The sequence below is a fragment of the Streptomyces albipurpureus genome, from assembly GCF_023701525.1.
Classification (GTDB): domain Bacteria; phylum Actinomycetota; class Actinomycetes; order Streptomycetales; family Streptomycetaceae; genus Streptomyces; species Streptomyces albipurpureus.
Window position 1 is genome coordinate 1 of sequence record NZ_JAMQAW010000090.1, and the last position, 16,033, is coordinate 16,033.

Annotated in this window: 14 protein-coding genes and 1 pseudogene; 4 read left to right on the forward strand and 11 right to left on the reverse strand. The window is 67.8% G+C overall.

What is annotated here, in order from left to right; all coding sequences use genetic code 11:
- The first annotated feature begins 473 nt into the window (after positions 1-473).
- A complete protein-coding gene (gene trpS / locus NBG84_RS36885; protein WP_250924079.1) occupies positions 474-1,469 on the forward strand; it encodes a tryptophan--tRNA ligase in 996 nt (331 codons plus the stop codon).
- 75 nt (positions 1,470-1,544) lie between these two features.
- Here trpS and proC read toward each other — a convergent pair whose 3' ends face one another.
- A complete protein-coding gene (proC, locus tag NBG84_RS36890) occupies positions 1,545-2,354 on the reverse strand; it encodes a pyrroline-5-carboxylate reductase (protein WP_250924080.1) in 810 nt (269 codons plus the stop codon).
- 145 nt (positions 2,355-2,499) lie between these two features.
- Between proC and NBG84_RS36895 the strand changes: the two genes are divergently transcribed.
- Positions 2,500-2,991 (forward strand): SigE family RNA polymerase sigma factor, encoded by a 492-nt coding sequence (locus NBG84_RS36895; RefSeq protein WP_250924081.1) that lies wholly within the window; start codon positions 2,500-2,502, stop codon positions 2,989-2,991.
- 309 nt (positions 2,992-3,300) lie between these two features.
- Here NBG84_RS36895 and NBG84_RS36900 read toward each other — a convergent pair whose 3' ends face one another.
- Both NBG84_RS36900 and NBG84_RS36905 read right to left on the reverse strand, forming a co-directional pair.
- Entirely contained in the window at positions 3,301-4,038 is a 738-nt protein-coding gene (locus NBG84_RS36900; protein WP_250924082.1) for an ABC transporter permease, read from the reverse strand.
- Between the two features lie 302 nt (positions 4,039-4,340).
- Positions 4,341-5,090: pseudogene (locus NBG84_RS36905) on the reverse strand (ABC transporter ATP-binding protein); the annotation flags it as partial.
- A gap of 103 nt (positions 5,091-5,193) precedes the next feature.
- Here NBG84_RS36905 and NBG84_RS36910 point away from each other — a divergent pair.
- Positions 5,194-5,712, forward strand: coding sequence for a hypothetical protein (locus NBG84_RS36910; RefSeq protein WP_250924083.1), 519 nt, complete (start codon positions 5,194-5,196; stop codon positions 5,710-5,712).
- Between the two features lie 286 nt (positions 5,713-5,998).
- On the opposite strand, the gene NBG84_RS36915 is transcribed toward NBG84_RS36910, so the two are convergent.
- The 5 genes from NBG84_RS36915 to NBG84_RS36935 all read right to left on the reverse strand — a co-directional run bounded on the left by NBG84_RS36915 (position 5,999) and on the right by NBG84_RS36935 (position 9,880).
- Positions 5,999-6,991 carry an NAD(P)/FAD-dependent oxidoreductase gene (locus NBG84_RS36915; protein ID WP_308312154.1) on the reverse strand — a complete coding sequence of 331 codons (993 nt, stop codon included), beginning with the start codon at positions 6,989-6,991 and terminating at the stop codon, positions 5,999-6,001.
- A 51-nt stretch (positions 6,992-7,042) separates the two neighbouring features.
- Positions 7,043-7,918 carry an RNA polymerase sigma factor SigJ gene (gene sigJ, locus NBG84_RS36920; protein ID WP_250924084.1) on the reverse strand — a complete coding sequence of 292 codons (876 nt, stop codon included), beginning with the start codon at positions 7,916-7,918 and terminating at the stop codon, positions 7,043-7,045.
- Between the two features lie 35 nt (positions 7,919-7,953).
- Positions 7,954-8,730, reverse strand: coding sequence for a class I SAM-dependent methyltransferase (locus NBG84_RS36925; protein WP_250924085.1), 777 nt, complete (start codon positions 8,728-8,730; stop codon positions 7,954-7,956).
- Positions 8,731-8,769: 39 nt separating this feature from the next.
- On the reverse strand, positions 8,770-9,243 hold the full coding sequence (locus NBG84_RS36930; protein ID WP_425608767.1) for a hypothetical protein: 474 nt from the start codon (positions 9,241-9,243) through the stop codon (positions 8,770-8,772).
- A gap of 316 nt (positions 9,244-9,559) precedes the next feature.
- Positions 9,560-9,880, reverse strand: coding sequence for an SH3 domain-containing protein (locus NBG84_RS36935; RefSeq protein ID WP_250924087.1), 321 nt, complete (start codon positions 9,878-9,880; stop codon positions 9,560-9,562).
- A 136-nt stretch (positions 9,881-10,016) separates the two neighbouring features.
- On the opposite strand from NBG84_RS36935, the gene NBG84_RS36940 reads away from it, so the two are divergent.
- Positions 10,017-12,146: a protein kinase domain-containing protein gene (locus tag NBG84_RS36940; protein WP_250924102.1), complete on the forward strand. Its 2,130-nt coding sequence runs from the start codon at positions 10,017-10,019 to the stop codon at positions 12,144-12,146.
- 248 nt (positions 12,147-12,394) lie between these two features.
- Here NBG84_RS36940 and ilvD read toward each other — a convergent pair whose 3' ends face one another.
- The 3 genes from ilvD to NBG84_RS36955 form a co-directional block, all read right to left on the reverse strand.
- Positions 12,395-14,245 carry a dihydroxy-acid dehydratase gene (gene ilvD, locus NBG84_RS36945; RefSeq protein ID WP_250924088.1) on the reverse strand — a complete coding sequence of 617 codons (1,851 nt, stop codon included), beginning with the start codon at positions 14,243-14,245 and terminating at the stop codon, positions 12,395-12,397.
- Between the two features lie 203 nt (positions 14,246-14,448).
- A complete protein-coding gene (locus NBG84_RS36950; protein WP_250924089.1) occupies positions 14,449-15,063 on the reverse strand; it encodes a TetR/AcrR family transcriptional regulator in 615 nt (204 codons plus the stop codon).
- Positions 15,060-15,908, reverse strand: a complete 849-nt coding sequence (locus NBG84_RS36955) for a sugar phosphate isomerase/epimerase family protein (protein ID WP_250924090.1) — start codon at positions 15,906-15,908, stop codon at positions 15,060-15,062. Before NBG84_RS36955 ends, NBG84_RS36950 begins: the two co-directional genes overlap by 4 nt.
- Positions 15,909-16,033 lie beyond the last annotated feature (125 nt).

The following is a 16,033-nucleotide window of genomic DNA, read 5'->3' on the forward strand; positions in this document are numbered from 1 at the left end:
TCCTTTCGGGCCTGATTCCCGGTCGAAATCGGGATTGTCTTTCCGGCCCTTCGGCCGTTCCGACGAGTGAGACTTTAGCGGAATCCTTGGACCCGAACCAAATCGGGTTGCGCTCCTTCGAGTGCGGACTCCTCATTTCGCAATTGCGCACCGAAAACCGGACGACACATAGTCATTCGCTTGCGGTGTGTTCTTGTGAAATGGCTACCCGGGGACCAACCTAAGTCGGCTCTCACGGCGGGCAACTCGGAGAACACTACGGACCTGGTGTATCTACTGTCAAACCGAGGTTTGCTCCCGTAGCCTCAGCCCATGACATCGCGTACGTGCCCCCTTCAGTGGCGGGCCGCCTGACGGCGGCCGGCACCTACGCGAGCATTCATCGGCCGCCGCTCCTGGCGGCCGTTCTTGTTTCTCCCCCCGGGAGGGCTGGCCGCAGGCGCGGCGGCTCCGACAGGAGAGGGAGAGCGTTGATGAAACGGATCTTCAGCGGGATCAAGCCCACGGGGCATCTGACACTGGGCAACTATCTGGGGGCGTTGCGCCGGTGGGTCGAGCTCGACCAGCACCAAGCGGACGCGCTCTTCTCCGTGGTCGATCTCCATGCGCTGACCGTGGATCACGATCCGGCTCGGGTGCGCAGGCTCAGCAGGCAGGCAGTGACGCTCATGCTCGCCGCCGGCCTCGATCCCGACCTGTGCACCGTGTTCGTCCAGAGCCAGGTCGATGAGCACGCTCGGCTCTCCTATGTACTGGAGTGCACCGCCACCGACGGAGAACTGCGGCGGATGATCCAGTACAAGGAGAAGAGCGCACAGGCCCGGGCCGCAGGGCAGAGCGTGCGGCTCTCGCTGCTGACCTATCCGGTTTTGATGGCGGCGGACATCCTCGCCTATGGAACCGATGAGGTACCGGTGGGTGCGGACCAGACCCAGCACGTCGAGCTGAGCCGCGATCTGGCCGTGCGGTTCAACCAGCGGTACGGGCACACCTTCACCGTGCCCAGAGCCACGCATCCGCCGGTGGCCGCCCGTGTCATGGATCTTCAGGACCCCATGTCGAAGATGGGGAAGTCGCATGAGTCACCGGCCGGCATCGTCTATCTGCTGGATGACGCAGACCAGGTGCGCAAGAAGGTCATGCGGGCAGTCACGGACAGCGGGCGTGAGGTCGAGTACGACCGTGAGCGCAGCCCGGGCGTCGCGAATCTGCTGGAGATCCTCTCGGCGTGCTCGGAGGGGAACCCAATCGAGTTGGCCGGTGTATATGAGTCGTACGGGGCGCTGAAAAGGGACACGGCCGAGGCGGTGGTGGAGCTGCTGAGGCCGGTGAGGGAGCGGCACGCGGAGTTGGCGGCGGACGGGGGCTTCGTTGATGAGGTGCTGAGGAAGGGAGCCGAGCGGGCCAGGGGGATGGCCCGACCACGGGTTGACGCCGCCTATGCGGCGATCGGGTTGCTGCCCGGCTAGGCCTTGGGCAACCGAGGTGATCTCCTGCGTCCCACCGCCGTGGCGTCGCGGCGGTGGGTGTGGGTGATCAGCTGGTCAGCTGTTTCCTGAGGCCAGTTCACGGCTGCGGTCACGGGCGGCTTCAAGAGCGGCGATGAGGGCCGCGCGTACACCGTGGTTCTCCAATTCACGAATGGCACTGATGGTGGTGCCGGCGGGGGAGGTGACGGCTTCACGGAGTTTGACTGGGTGCTCGCCGCTGTCGCGGAGCATCACGGCGGCGCCGATCGCGGCCTGGACGATGAGGTCATGTGCCTGCGCGCGGGGCAGGCCGAGGAGGATTCCGGCGTCGGTCATGGCTTCGACGAGAAAGTAGAAGTACGCCGGACCGGAGCCTGACAAGGCAGTGGCCGCGTCCTGCTGGGACTCGGGGACGCGGAGGGTTTTACCGACGCCGCCGAAGATCGCCTCGGTGTGGGCAAGGTGTGCGGCGGTGGCGTGATTGCCCGCTGAGATGACGGACATCCCCTCGTCGACCAGGACCGGGGTATTGGGCATGACGCGGACCACGGGGGCGCCGGGTGTCAGGCGCTCTTCAATGAAGGAGGTGGGGATACCAGCGGCTGCGCTGATGATCAGACGGTCAGTGGTGATGTAGGGAGCGAGTTCATCGAGGAGCTTGCCCATGTCCTGGGGCTTGACGGCCAGGATGAGGGTGTCGGCACGCTTGGCGGCCTCGGCGTTGGTGACGGGTTCGACGCCGTAGCGGGCGCGGAGTTCGTCAGCGCGGTCCGAGCGGCGGGTCGTGACGAGGAGGTCAGCCGTCCGCCACCCAGCGCGGATCATGCCGCTGAGCAGGGCCTCGCCGATCTTGCCCGTACCAAGGACTGCGACTGTCTGGGTCATAGCTCTGTGCACCTCGCCGGTGGGGATTCGTGCGTTCATCCTCGCACTGGAGGCATGACCGTGCCGTCGCGTCCATACAGCGGTACGGATGGGGCTGAGGTGGCTCTAGTGGAACCCAAGGGCCAAAGGGGCGGTCCTACGGCGCGTGACGGAGGACGAGTTCGACGCCTTTTACGCGATTGCGTTCCCTCGGTTGGTGCGGCAGCTGACCGCGATGACAGGCGATCACGGTGAAGCACAGGACGTGGTGCAGGAGGCGTTCGTACGGGCCTGGGGGCGGCGGGTGTCCTTTCTGGCCGAGAAGGCGCCCGAGGCATGGATCAGAACGGTGGCGACGCGGCTCGCGGTGAGTCGTTGGCGACGGGCGAGGAGGTGGATGGAGCTGGTGTGTCGTCATGGACCGGCGGAGCGGGTCCATGAACCCGGAGTGGAGCACCTGGTGATCGTGGAGGCGCTACGGCAGTTACCGGAGGCCCAGCGCAGGGCCCTGGTACTGCACCATCTCTGCGATGTGAGTGTGGAGCAGATCGCCGCGGAGACCGGAGCGCCGTCGGGGACGGTCAAGGCCCAGTTGTCTCGGGGACGGGCAGCGCTCGCCAAGCTGCTCGCTCCGGGAGGCAGCGTGTCCATCAGTTGACGGACACCACGGGGAGTGTCATCGGGTCCGGAGGCCAGCATGCGATGCCGCCGGATGGGCGGTTCTCAGGAAGGAGACGTTCGGGGACGCAGAGGGCGAGTGAGCGGAAGTCGATGGGAGGCAGGAGGACTGGCGTTGGTGGCTGGCTCTGGTGTCTGGCTCCGCTGATCTGCCGCCGTGGGCCCTGGCACCGTGCCCCATATGACTCCATGATCTGCGTCGCCTGGGTGTTGCATGGCCTGTGGGGTGTGGGCCCGACGTTCCCCAGCGCCGTGGTTGTCGCAGCTGAGCTGGGGCCTTCGTGGCGGATCAGGCAGTACGACGGCGGAGCGTCGCGGCTCCCAGGGAGAGGACGAGGACGGCGCAGCCGGCGACGACAAGGACATCCAGGGCAAAGTCCCCGGTGGGGTCGGGCTGTCGAAGGATCTCGGTCATGGCATCGACCGCGTACGACATGGGGAGGGCATGAGAGATCGCCTCAAGGACGGGCTGCATGTTCTCGCGAGGTGTGAACAGGCCGCAGAGAAGCAACTGGGGAAAGATCACCGCCGGCATGAACTGGACCGCTTGGAACTCCGAGGCGGCGAAGGCCGAGACAAAGAGGCCAAGTGCCGTACCCAGCAGAGCGTCGAGGAGGGCGACCAGGAGGAGGAGCCAGGGAGAGCCGATGACATCAAGGCCAAGACCCCATAGGGCCAGTCCGGTGGCGAGTAGTGACTGGACGACGGCGACGACGCCGAAGGCGAGTGCATAGCCGGCGATGAGATCGCCTTTGCCGAGGGGCATGGCGAGCAACCGCTCCAGGGTTCCGGAGGTGCGTTCGCGCAAGGTGGCGATGGAGGTCACCAGGAACATCGTGATGAGCGGAAAGATGCCGAGAAGTGAGGCACCGATGGAGTCAAAGGTGCGCGGGCTGCCGTCGAAGACATAGCGCAGCAGAAAGAGCATGACGCAGGGGACGAGAACCATCAGGGCGATGGACCGGCGGTCATGGCGCAGCTGGCGCAGGACGCGGGCCGTGGTGGCAAGGGTGCGGGAGATGCTCATCGCGCGTTCTCCTGGGCGGGTTCGGGCTGCTCGTCGGGCTGCTCGTCAAGGTGTGGGGTGGATGGCGCAGTGGGCTCGGTGCCAGGGGTCGTGCTGGCTGAAGCGGGCGATGAGACTGGCTGCGCGGTCTGGGCAGCGGTTCGGGTAGTGGCCTGAGGGTCGGGCTCAGGGGTGGGGCCGTGCGGGGTGGTGCCACGGTTTTCTGTGCTGTCCGTTCCCGTGCCGGATGTTCCGATGCCGTGTGCTCCCGTGCCGGGTGCTTGTGGTTCCGGATGGGGATGTGGGGGCGGGGTCTGGGCGGAGCGGGCGGTGGCTTTGTCGACCAGATGGAGAAAGGCTGCCTCAACCGTGTCGGTTCCGGTGCGAAAGCGCAGGTCACTTGGGGTGTCCTCAGCAATGACCTCGCCCGCTCGCATCAGCAGCAGGCGGTGGCAGCGCTCGGCCTCATCCATGACATGGGAGGAGACAAGGATCGTTGTGCCGCGTGCGGCGGCGAGGTGGTGGAAGAGGGCCCACAGATCACGGCGCAGGACTGGGTCGAGCCCGACCGTGGGTTCGTCGAGGACCAGTAGTTCGGGAGTGCCGAGCAGGGCGACGGCCAGGGAGACACGGCTGCGTTGGCCGCCGGAGAGACGTCCGGCGAGGGAGTCTGCGTGGGAGGTGAGATCCACATCCGCAATGGCACGGGTGACGTGGTCCTGACGGATGCCGCGGTTGCCGCGGCCGGGACGCAGCACCGAGGCGAAGTAGTCCAGGTTCTGCTGGACCGTCAGATCGTCATAGATGGAGGGCGCCTGGGTGACATAGCCGATGCGGGAGCGGAGCGCGGCGTGGCCGGCCGGGGTGCCGAGGATGTCGAGGGTGCCGGTGACCTTTGCCTGGGTGCCTACGACCGCACGCATCAGGGTCGACTTACCGCAGCCGGAAGGGCCGAGTAGTCCGGTGATACGGCCGGGCGGGACGGTGAAGTCGATGCCCTTGAGGACGGTGCGATCTCCTCGTACGACGGTGAGACCGCGGGCCAGGATGGCCACATCAGAGGAATTCATCATGCGATGAATAATCCTCTCGGGGCCGTGCTCCGTCAAGAGATCGGGGACGGATCAGGGGCATCCCCCATGGCGTTTCGGGGAGGAGAGGCAGAAAGGTGAAGGTATGAGCGGACACATGAATCACGACGGCGAGATCTCAAGATCCGAACGGCGGCACCTCGCTGTTGCCGCGGTGACGCTCGGGCCATGGCGGACCGCCGCGAGGGCAGGCGCAATCGGCGGTGCCGTTGTCTTCGGTCTCAACCTCATGGACGGCATCTGGCTGGGCGCGCTGGGGGAAGCCCTGTCGTTCGCGCTGATGCTGTTCCTCATCGTGGGTGGGGCGGGCTCGATCCTCGGGGGCAGGGCGGCCACCTCGGCCGCGTCCACCAGCTGGACCGGGCTGCCAGTGCCGGCCACGTCCGAGACCCGTGCCGACCGGCGCATCCAACGCTGGGCCGCTGAGCACCCTTGGCACGTTGCGGCGGTGCCGGGTGCGTTGATGGCCCTGGGGGACCTCGTGGTGAGTCAGGCGGTGACCACGCGGAGCTTCTTCGGAGGCGTGGGAGACGCGATATGGATGGGTGTGCTGGTGTGGCTCGTCGTTGCGCTGGTGGGGCGGTTCTCTACGCGGAAGGGGTGAACGGTGGCGCCTTGAGACCGCCCGGTCCAGTAGCGGGAGGGTGGGCGGCTCCGAGTACGAGGGCCTGGCGAGAGGGCTCGTCAGGATCGCCGTCAGCCAAGGCCCGGCAGCAGCGCAAGGGTGCGGGGAGAGCGGCGGGCCGATCGCAGGACGTAGATCGTGGACCGGACGACCTGCTCCTTCGTCAGCGCGGCCATACGGCCCGTCAGTACGCGCTCCCGAGGGCGGTCGTCCTGATGGACAAATTGGATCAGGCCATCCCGGCGCCCCAGGCTCAGGCACTGGATCAGATAGCCGAAGTGCAGTGGTTGCGGTTCTCGATCGTGGATCTCGGCGATGATGGCGGAGGCCGCGTGGAAGCCGGTGGGAAGCGCTGCCGCACAACCCATGCGGAGGGGGCCCCCAGCGGGGAGTGCGCGGCCGCTGCGTCACCTACCGCAGAGATCTCCGGATGGGTGATCGAGCGCAGAGCGGCATCCACGGCGATGCGGCCCGACTCGGGGTCCAGGGCCAGTCCCGCGTCGGCCGCCAGACCGACGTTGGGCCGCATCGAAGCCGCCCAGACCACCACATCCGCATCCACCCCAGCCGGGTCTTCGACCTTGCGCCCCTCCTCGATACGGACCCCCTGTGCCTCCAGGGCGCCGCGAACATGGTCCCGACCTCGTGCCGACTGACCGGCGGCCAGTGGGCCCGCCGTGAGGAGCCGAATGTCCCAGGCGGGGCGGGACTCGGCCAGTTCCGCTGCCAGTTCGATTCCGGTGAGTCCTCCACCCACGACGGTCAGGGCTCCCTTGCCGCTCTGCGTGCGCAGGCGCAGAGCTCCCGCGGATTCAGCGGTGTAGACGCGGAGGGGGTGTTCGCTCGACCCCGTTGACACCCGCGGAACAGAATCAGGGTGAACGCCGGGAGCGTCCGGAAGGGCGGTGTGGTCCATCGGGACGGCGGTACGGCTGCCCAGGGCGTACACCAGCCGGTCGTAGCCAAGGCGCTGGCCATCATCCGTGGTGACCTGGCGTCCCACCGGGTCAAGGGCGCTGGCGCGGCTGGGGATGTGGCGTACGCCGGTTCCCCGCAGCAGATCGGCGAGGGCGAGGGCGGCTCCGGCCGGGCGGGCGACGAGTTCATGCTGGCGAACCCGTTCGGTGAAGTGGTCGGACGGGTCGATCAGGGTGACGCGTGCGTACGGAGCCAACCGCAGGGCGGCCAGCAGGCCACCGTAGCCCGCGCCGAGGACGATGATCTGCTGCTTGTCTCGGTTCGTTGTCGTCGTTGCCATACAGGGGGGACGACGCGAGCCAACGGTGTGTGACATGAGGCCCGTCACGGCTCAGCGAAGGGCCGCCAGATCGAGATGGGTGGTCTTGTCGGGGTTGAGGATCACATTGATCTCGCGGATGCGGCCCTGGTCGACCAGGAAGGAGAAGACCCTGGCATGGCCGGTGTCGGGGTCGGCGACGATCACTCCGGGCGCGCCATTGACGTTCCGGATGGCGATCCACATCCGGTCCGGGTCGAAGGCACGCGTCAGATGCTGAGCAAACCGGGCCACCTTCTCGCCGCCGAGCACGGGCAGCCGGGCCGCGATGACCTTGCCGCCACCGTCCGAGCGCCAGATGACATCGGGGTCAAGGATCGCCAGCAGCCCCTCGAAGTCCCCGCCCATGACCGCGGCGAGAAAGGCTTCGACCGCCTTGCGGTGCTCGCCGCGCCGCACCGGGCGGCGCGGCGCTTCGGCTCGTACCCGCCGACGGGCGCGGGAGGCCAACTGCCGTACGGAGTCGGGGGTGCGGCCCACCACTTCGGCGATCTCGGGAAAGGGCACGGAGAAGACGTCATGGAGGATGAACGCGGTGCGTTCGGCGGGGGTGAGCCGTTCCAGGACGGCGAGGAGGGCGATACTCACCGACTCATCGAGGGTGGCACGGTCCTCCGGACCTTCCTGGGCGACGACGGGCTCCGGTAGCCAGGGACCGGTGTACTGCTCCCGGCGGGCCCGGGCAGAGGTCAACTGGTCGTAGCAGATCCGGCTGACCACGGTCGTGAGGTACGCCCGGGGATCGTCGGCCACCCCGTCCGGCACCTTGGACCAGCGCAGCCATGACTCCTGCACTGCGTCATCGGCGTCCGCGACCGATCCGGTGATGCGGTAGGCGATCCCCCACAGTCGTCCACGCTGTTCCTCGAAGACGGTCAGTTCCGCCATGGTTCCCCTTCTCCCACCGGCGTCCCGGGGTTGTGTCAGTCAGACGATCCGGCCGGACGGAATGTGACAGTCAGCTCGACCTTGTACTCCTCGCGAATGCTCCCCGGAGGAAAGAGCGTGAGCAGGTGCGCCCGTTCCCGGTCAAGGAAGTCGGCCACCGTCTGCGGGGCGAGCGTAAGGAGGAGTGAGTGACTGGAGAGATTGTCGAGATGGAGATCGACGGACACCTCACGAGTCCAGTGGAGCGTGCGTTCCTCGGTGTGCAGCTCCGCGGGCAGTCGACGGGCGAGGCCGGGGGAGCCATGGGCGCCGCCGTAGAGTTCGACGCGTAGGCGTTCCGCCTGGGCGAAGATCCAGGGCACCTCCGTATCGGCGACGTTCCACCAGAGGGCGAGCGCACCGCCCGGTCGGAGCACCCGCAGTGCCTCGGGAAGGGATCGCTCCGGGTCGGTCCAGTGCCAGGACTGGGCATAGGCGATGAGGTCAGCGCATTCATCGGCCAGCGGAAGGGCATCGCCAAGGCCCCGCACCACCGGGATGCCAGGCAGCCTGCGGCGTAGCTGGGCGGCCATACCGGGGCCTGGTTCCACCGCGGTGACCTGGGCTCCGCGGGCGGACAGCAGCTGAGTGGCTATGCCGGTGCCGGCGCCGACATCGATGACCTGGGAGCCGTGGAGTGTACGCCCGGTGATCTCTTCGACGGCGTCGAAGAGCACGGGGGGATAGCCGGGCCGTGCGGTGTCATACCGGGCCGCGGCCGAGTCGAAGGAGAGTGCCCTGTCCCCCGAGGAGGACGAGGAATGCTCAGTCATATCTCCTAGCCTGACTGGTCCATCGCCCTTCCGCAGCGATCACCGACGCTTTGGCCGAGCGGCCTTCCCTGCTTTGTTCCTCCGGGCGGCCGGGTTGCCGGTGCGGGTTTTGCGCCGCTTCTCGTACTGGGCCCGAGCCGTCTCATACTCCTGACGGTGCAGTTTCTCGCCAGGGGCCTCGATGAGTGCCCGCACCGTGTAGGCGAGGAGTACGCCGATGAATCCGATGGTCTTCAGGCTGCGCAGCGAGTCCGGGGCCGCGCTCGGTCCGGTGGGGCGGCGGGTGAACCCCTCCCAGGTCTTGCGGCAGGCGATCGCGCTGCACGCCGCCATCATCACGATGACCAGTGCGTTGACGAAGCCACCGACCTCGGCGATCGTCAGGCCCTGGTAGGCGAATCGTAGAACGAGTGCGCCCGCGATGGCCGCGGCGAGGGAGCCGATGGCAAGCGCCGCCCGGCGCAGTCCGTATCCCCCGTCATGACCGACCCAGGTGGTGCCGAAGAAACGAATCGGTTCGGGCGCGGGGCCTGTCTCACCGCCACCGCCGCGCTCACCGACGACGAGGCTTTCGCCGGTACCGGATCTTCCGCCGGTGCCTGCGCCCGCACTGCCGGTGGTGCCCGCACTGCCTCTGCTGGCCCTGCTGCCCGCGCTGCTACTGGTCTGCTCGCTCACGGGCCGATTATCGCAAGGAGCGCCCCCGTGACGATGGAGGGTCGGCCACCAGGCCCTGGGTCCACCCAGGGCCTGGTTCCCAGCAGGGATGTCCGAATCCTTCAGACCCGACGCGCCCCCGGGCATCGACCCACCGGGATCAGCGGGAGCATCAGGAGCAGCGGATGGTCACATAGCCATTGCTGCCGGTCTGCACATACGCATCCGAGATGAACTGGCCGTTGGCGATGCAGTCCCAGATGTTGGTGGTGCCGTAGGGGCCGGTGATCCACTCGCCCGGCTTCTGACAGTTGATCGGTACTCGGGCCCCGTACTGCAGCACCCTGACGATCTCGTACTGGGTGCCGGGACCGCTGCGGACGTTCACCCGGTAGCCGGGTGCGACCGGGTAGCGGGTGGCGCTGCGCTGCGAGACATCGTCCGTGCCTGCTGCGGTGCCGTCGGTTTCAGGACGTACTTCTTCAAGTGCCATTTAAATATCCCCCGTTGATGTATAGGCGATTCACTACGGTACGCCCCGCGGAGGCTAGCAAGCTATCCCTGGATCGCACTCACCATCGACTAGGCTCCGTGAGTCGCGTGGGCGCTCTGAGAACACGGGGGTGGAGATGCCACCGCTGCGCAGCACCGGTCAGTCTTCGGAAGCGGAGCATCCGGAATACGCAGGGCAATACCGGCTTGAGTCCTGCCTGGGAACCGGCGGCATGGGGGTAGTACATCTAGCCACTTCCGCATCGGGACTCCGGCTCGCGGTCAAGGTGATTCATGGGGAACACGCCTCTGATCCGGAGTTCAGGGCGCGTTTTCGGCAGGAGATCGCGGCGGCCCGCAGAGTGAGCGGAGCGTTCACCGCATCGGTTGTGGATGCCGACTCGCAAGCCGGGCGGCCCTGGATGGCCACCTTGTTCATCGACGGGCCCACTCTCGCCGAGCGGGTGAAGCGGAACCCGCTGGAGAGCGCCGAACTGCGTCGGGTCGGGGCCGGGTTGGCTGAAGCACTCCGTGATATCCACCGTGCGGGCGTGGTGCACCGCGATCTCAAACCGAGCAATGTGCTGCTTGCACCCGATGGCCCCAAGGTGATCGACTTTGGGATCTCCCGTCCCACGGACAGCGATCTGCGGACCGAGACGGGCAAACTGATCGGGACTCCGCCGTTCATGGCGCCGGAGCAGTTTCAGCGGCCCAGAGAGGTGGGACCGGCCGCCGATGTGTTCGCCCTGGGCTCGGTGTTGGTCCACGCCGCGACCGGGCGAGGACCGTTCGATTCGGACAGCGCCTATATCGTCGCGTACCAAGTCGTGCACGATGAACCGGATTTGACGGGTGTACCTGCTGATCTCGTACCGCTGCTCCAGCAGTGTCTCGCCAAGGACCCGGACGAGCGGCCCACGCCCTACGAGGTGATGGTCGCGTTGCGCGAGTCGACGCCGTCGACCTCGTATGACACCCAGGCGTACATACCGGTCCCGCGAACGCCGGATCCATCCGAGGACGCGCCCGAGGCCGTCGCCGGAGGGCAGCTCTCCCGTAGGCGTCACAGGCTGTGGTGGGTGGCGGCGGGAGCCGCCGTCGCCGCTCTGGTGACCGCCGGAATCACAGGGGTGCGGCTCCTGAACGATGACTCCGCTGCGGCCTCTCCCGAGCCGGTGGTCGTGAGTCGTGGTTTCACGGGGTGGAACATCTCCTTGGGCAAGGACGGGGAGCACAGGACTCCGGTCTGTACGACGGGGGCGGGGTTGCCGGGTCTGTACTGCGCGGCACCCGGCGTCAAGGCTGTACGGCTCGACCCCGAGCTGGGGAAGTCCCACTGGTCGAAGCCCGCGGACGGGAGCGGAGGCAACGGTCGTCGTGGCGGCGAAGTGCGGCCGCCGGTGCTCGCGGGCGGTCTCGTCCATGTGGTGTCGCCGAACACAGGCCGACTGGAGGCCTTGGACCCGAAGTCGGGCGCGGTGCGCTGGAGCGCGCCGATCTCCTCCTATGCGACCGTCCGGCATATCGGCGATGTGGTGCTGCTCGTCAGCGGCGACGGCACGGTTCGGGCCGTCGACGCGGCGACCGGGGACCAGCGGTGGGTGAAACGCCACGGCGGAGTCGGTACGCAGTGGGTGTCCGCCTCCACCGGAAAGGAGCCCGCCCTGGCGGCGACCCCGGCCGGGGACGGAGCGTCGACCCTGGTGATCGCCGTCGATCCGGCGACCGGCGAACAACTGTGGGAGAAGCAGCTCACGGGAACGCTCAGTCCGGTGTGGGCGTCGGGAGGAGCTCTGTATCTGCTCTCCATGAACGCGGACGACTCCACGGACGCCGTGGTTCGGCTCGGTACGGAGGCAGGAGCCCAGAGCGTACGCAGGGTCGACTTGGACGTACCTATCGATCAGGCACAGGCGATGGTGGTCGGCGATGTCGCCTATCTGAGCAGCGCCGGAGGCGCGCTGCTGGCGGTCGCGATGAAGGGCGGCGGTCTGCTCTGGCGGCTGGAGACCCTGGTCACCCATCTCTCCCGCCCGGCGGCCGATGCGAACACCGTGTACGTCACGGCCGCCGATGGGCGGCTACTGGCGGTGGACGCGGTGCGCGGTCAGCTGATCGGGCAGACCAAGCCCCGGATGGCTGACGGGCGGCACACCTTCTCCTCGGTGCTGCACGCGCCGGTGATCACACGGGGGCGGGTGCTGGGGACGGCGCCTGACGGGTCGGTGTTCGCGGTGGACGCGACAAGCCCGGGGCGTTGGTGACGGCCGCCGGCCGTTGACGCGACCATGGCCGGGAGGTCCCCGAGGTCATCACTGAGCCCATCCGGCCATCGGCGGCCGGATGGGCTCAGTTCGTTCTGATCGCGCTCCGCACAGCGAGGGCCCTCCCGGAGGAGCCTGGGCACAGGTTCCCTCGCTCACGCGCCACCGCACCAAAGCGCCGGGATGGCATTACCCGACGACGACAGCGGAGGTACAGGACACCAGCACGCAGTCCTGACCCACCGGCTTCAGGACAGCTTGGAGACGTCCCTGACCGCGCCCTTGTCAGCGCTCGTCGCCATCGCCGCGTAGGCCTTCAGCGCCGCCGACACCTTGCGCTCGCGGTTCTTCGGCGCGTACACCCCGCCCAAGGCCTCGCGGCGCGCCGCCAGCTCCTCGTCCGACACCAGCAGTTCGATGGAGCGGTTCGGGATGTCGATACGGATCCGGTCGCCGTTGGCCACCAGGGCGATCGTCCCGCCCGAAGCGGCTTCCGGCGATGCGTGGCCGATGGACAGACCCGATGTACCGCCGGAGAAGCGGCCGTCCGTCACCAGTGCGCACGCCTTGCCCAGGCCGCGTCCCTTGAGGAACGAGGTGGGGTAGAGCATCTCCTGCATACCGGGGCCGCCCTTGGGGCCCTCGTAGCGGATGACGACGACATCGCCTTCCTTGATCTCCTTGCGGAGGATCTTGTCGACGGCCTCGTCCTGGGATTCGCAGACGACGGCCGGTCCCTCGAAGGTCCAGATCGACTCATCGACACCGGCGGTCTTCACCACACAGCCGTCGACGGCCAGATTGCCCTTGAGGACCGCGAGTCCGCCGTCCTTGCTGTAGGCGTGCTCGGCGTCGCGGATGCAGCCGAGGGCCGCGTCCGTGTCCAGCGTGTCCCAGCGCGCCGACTGCGAGAACGCCTCGGCGGAGCGGACCGATCCGGGGGCCGCGTGCCAGAGCTCGACGGCTTCCTCGGACGGGGAGCCACCGCGGACGTCCCAGGTTTCCAGCCACTGCTTGATCGACGGTGAGTGGACCGTGTGGACGTCCTCGTTCAGGAGTCCGCCCCGGTACAGCTCGCCCAGGAGAGCGGGGATGCCACCGGCGCGGTGCACATCCTCCATGTAGTACGTGTCCTGGGGAGCGACGTTCGGTGCGACCTTCGCCAGGCAGGGGACCCGGCGGGAGACCGCGTCGATGTCGGCGAGGGTGTAGTCCAGCTCGGCTTCCTGCGCCGCCGCCAGCAGGTGGAGGATCGTGTTGGTGGAGCCGCCCATGGCGATATCGAGCGCCATGGCGTTGTCGAAGGCGGCGCGGGAGGCGATGTTGCGGGGCAGGACGGTCTCATCGTCCTGCTCGTAGTAACGCTGGGTGATGTCGACGACCGTGCGGCCGGCGTTCTCGTACAGAGCGCGGCGGGCGGTGTGGGTGGCGAGCACCGAGCCGTTGCCGGGCAGCGAGAGCCCCATGGCCTCGGTCAGACAGTTCATCGAGTTGGCGGTGAACATGCCGGAGCAGGAGCCACAGGTGGGACAGGCGTTCTCCTCGATGCGGAGGATGTCCTCGTCCGAGATGTTCTCGTTGACCGCGTCCGAGATCGCGTTGACCAGGTCGAGCTTGCGGACCGTGCCATCGACGAGGGTGGTCTGTCCGGCTTCCATCGGACCGCCGGAGACAAAGACGGTCGGGATGTTGAGCCGCAGGGCCGCGTTCAACATGCCCGGGGTGATCTTGTCGCAGTTGGAGATGCAGATCAGGGCGTCGGCGCAGTGCGCCTCGACCATGTATTCCACACTGTCCGCGATCAGATCGCGGGAGGGCAGGGAGTACAGCATTCCGCCATGGCCCATGGCGATGCCGTCGTCGACCGCGATGGTGTTGAACTCTCGCGGGACGGCTCCCGCCGCCTTGATGGCCGCGCTCACGATCCGGCCGACCGGCTGGAGGTGGGTGTGACCGGGGACGAACTCGGTGAAGGAGTTGGCGACCGCGATGATCGGCTTGCCGATGTCCGCGCTGGCTACGCCCGAAGCACGCATCAGGGCGCGTGCGCCCGCCATATTGCGGCCGTGGGTGACTGTGCGGGACCTCAGCTCGGGCATCGTCGCTCGCTCCTCGGTAGTTTCGGTAGTAAGAGACTTTTCGCCACTCAAGAGCGTACCGTCGACGCTCCAAGATCCGGACACTCTGTCCGCGATACGAGACGATTGTTCAGGGATCGGGCAGCGCTGGTGAACACGCCTTCCCGGGGTAACGCACAGCGAGGAGCGGTTCTTCCCGAGGGCGACCGGGCCGCCGCCCGCTTCTAGGCTTCGGTCAGATAGCGCTGGAGCGTCGGGGCGACCATGGCGATGATCTCCTCGGGATCGGCCGAGGCCAGCGGCTCCACCTGGATCACATAGCGCAGGATCGCGATCCCGACCAGGTGTGAGGCAGCCAACTCGGCTCGGAACTCTGGATTCGGAACCTCCAGCTCCGCCGCGACCCGCCCCAGCAGCCGTCGCAGCACAAACCCGCGGAACACCTTGGCCGCCGCGTCATGGGTGAGGGCTGAGCGGATGATCGCCAGCAGCGGCACCCGGGAGACGGGGTTCTCCCAGATGCCGATGATGTAGCGGGCGAGCCGCTCGCCGATGCCGTCGGTGCCCTTTCCCAGGATCTCCGAGACGGCGAGCGCGGGTTCGAAGGAGACCTCGATGGCGGCGGCGAAGACATCGTCCTTGCTGCCGTAGTAGTGGTGGACGAGAGCCGCGTCCACCCCCGCCGCCCTGGCGATCCCCCGCATGGTCGTCTTGTCGTAGCCGCGCTCGGCGAACTCCGTACGGGCCGCTTCCAGGATGCGTTCCGGCGCCGCGGGGCCATCGGTCGCCTCGGTGCGGGCGGGGCGTCCGCGGCGGCGGGGTGCGGTGCCGTCGGTCATGAGCCGCGCACTTCCCGTACGTGCGCGGCGGTGTAGCTGGCCAGATGGCGCCGGGTGAACTCCAGCGCCTCCGCGAGATCGGCCTCCCGCTCGGCCGCCGACATCGCGCGACGGGTGTTGACCTCGATGACGACATGGCCCTCGAAGCCGGTACGCACCAGACGCTCCAGCAGTTCCGCACACGGCTGGTCGCCGCGCCCGGGCACCAGATGCTCGTCCTTCGCGGAGCCCCTGCCGTCCGCCAGGTGCACATGGCCGAGGCGGTCGCCCATCCGATCGACCATCGCCATCGTGTCGACACGGGAGGTCGCCGTGTGCGAGAGATCGATCGTGAAGTGGCGGTAGTCGTCCTTGGTGACGTCCCACTCGGGGGCGTACGCCAGCACCTCGCGGTCGCGGTAGCGCCACGGGTACATGTTCTCCACGGCGAACCGCACCCGCGTCTCGTCCGCCATCCGCCAGATGCCGCTGACGAAGTCTCGCGAGTACTGCCGCTGCCAGCGGAACGGCGGGTGCACCACCACCGTCGACGCCCCCAGTTTCTCCGCCGCCCGCTGGGCGCGCTGAAGCTTCGTCCAGGGGTCGGTGGACCAGACCCGCTGGGTGATCAGCAGGCAGGGGGCGTGGATGGCCCGGATCGGAACCTGGTGGTAGTCGGAGAGCCGGCGCAGCGCCTCGATGTCCTGGCTGACGGGGTCCGTCCAGACCATCACTTCGACACCGTCATAGCCGAGGCGTGCCGCGATCTCGAAGGCTGTCGCCGTCGACTCCGGATAGACGGAAGCCGTCGACAGGACGACCTTCACGTCCCTCGGACCCGGGGTGCGCGCCACTGGTTCTACCACGGAGACAGGGTACGGGCACGCGACCGTGACGGAGGAAGGAACGGGGCGTGGAGGGGGTGCCCGCGCAGGTGACGGATGCGGCCGGGGCGGTGCGGGCGGCTGGCGCCGGCCCGGGCGCGGCCAGT

What these genes read in the sequence shown, in the direction of transcription:
- NBG84_RS36935 (WP_250924087.1), bottom strand. Translation starts at nt 9,880, where the DNA reads ATGGCACTTGAAGAAGTACGTCCTGAAACCGACGGCACCGCAGCAGGC.
- ilvD (WP_250924088.1), bottom strand. Translation starts at nt 14,245, where the DNA reads ATGCCCGAGCTGAGGTCCCGCACAGTCACCCACGGCCGCAATATGGCG.
- NBG84_RS36900 (WP_250924082.1), bottom strand. Translation starts at nt 4,038, where the DNA reads ATGAGCATCTCCCGCACCCTTGCCACCACGGCCCGCGTCCTGCGCCAG.
- trpS (WP_250924079.1), top strand. Translation starts at nt 474, where the DNA reads ATGAAACGGATCTTCAGCGGGATCAAGCCCACGGGGCATCTGACACTG.
- NBG84_RS36940 (WP_250924102.1), top strand. Translation starts at nt 10,017, where the DNA reads ATGCCACCGCTGCGCAGCACCGGTCAGTCTTCGGAAGCGGAGCATCCG.
- sigJ (WP_250924084.1), bottom strand. Translation starts at nt 7,918, where the DNA reads ATGGCGGAACTGACCGTCTTCGAGGAACAGCGTGGACGACTGTGGGGG.
- NBG84_RS36925 (WP_250924085.1), bottom strand. Translation starts at nt 8,730, where the DNA reads ATGACTGAGCATTCCTCGTCCTCCTCGGGGGACAGGGCACTCTCCTTC.
- NBG84_RS36915 (WP_308312154.1), bottom strand. Translation starts at nt 6,991, where the DNA reads ATGGCAACGACGACAACGAACCGAGACAAGCAGCAGATCATCGTCCTC.
- proC (WP_250924080.1), bottom strand. Translation starts at nt 2,354, where the DNA reads ATGACCCAGACAGTCGCAGTCCTTGGTACGGGCAAGATCGGCGAGGCC.
- NBG84_RS36910 (WP_250924083.1), top strand. Translation starts at nt 5,194, where the DNA reads ATGAGCGGACACATGAATCACGACGGCGAGATCTCAAGATCCGAACGG.
- NBG84_RS36950 (WP_250924089.1), bottom strand. Translation starts at nt 15,063, where the DNA reads ATGACCGACGGCACCGCACCCCGCCGCCGCGGACGCCCCGCCCGCACC.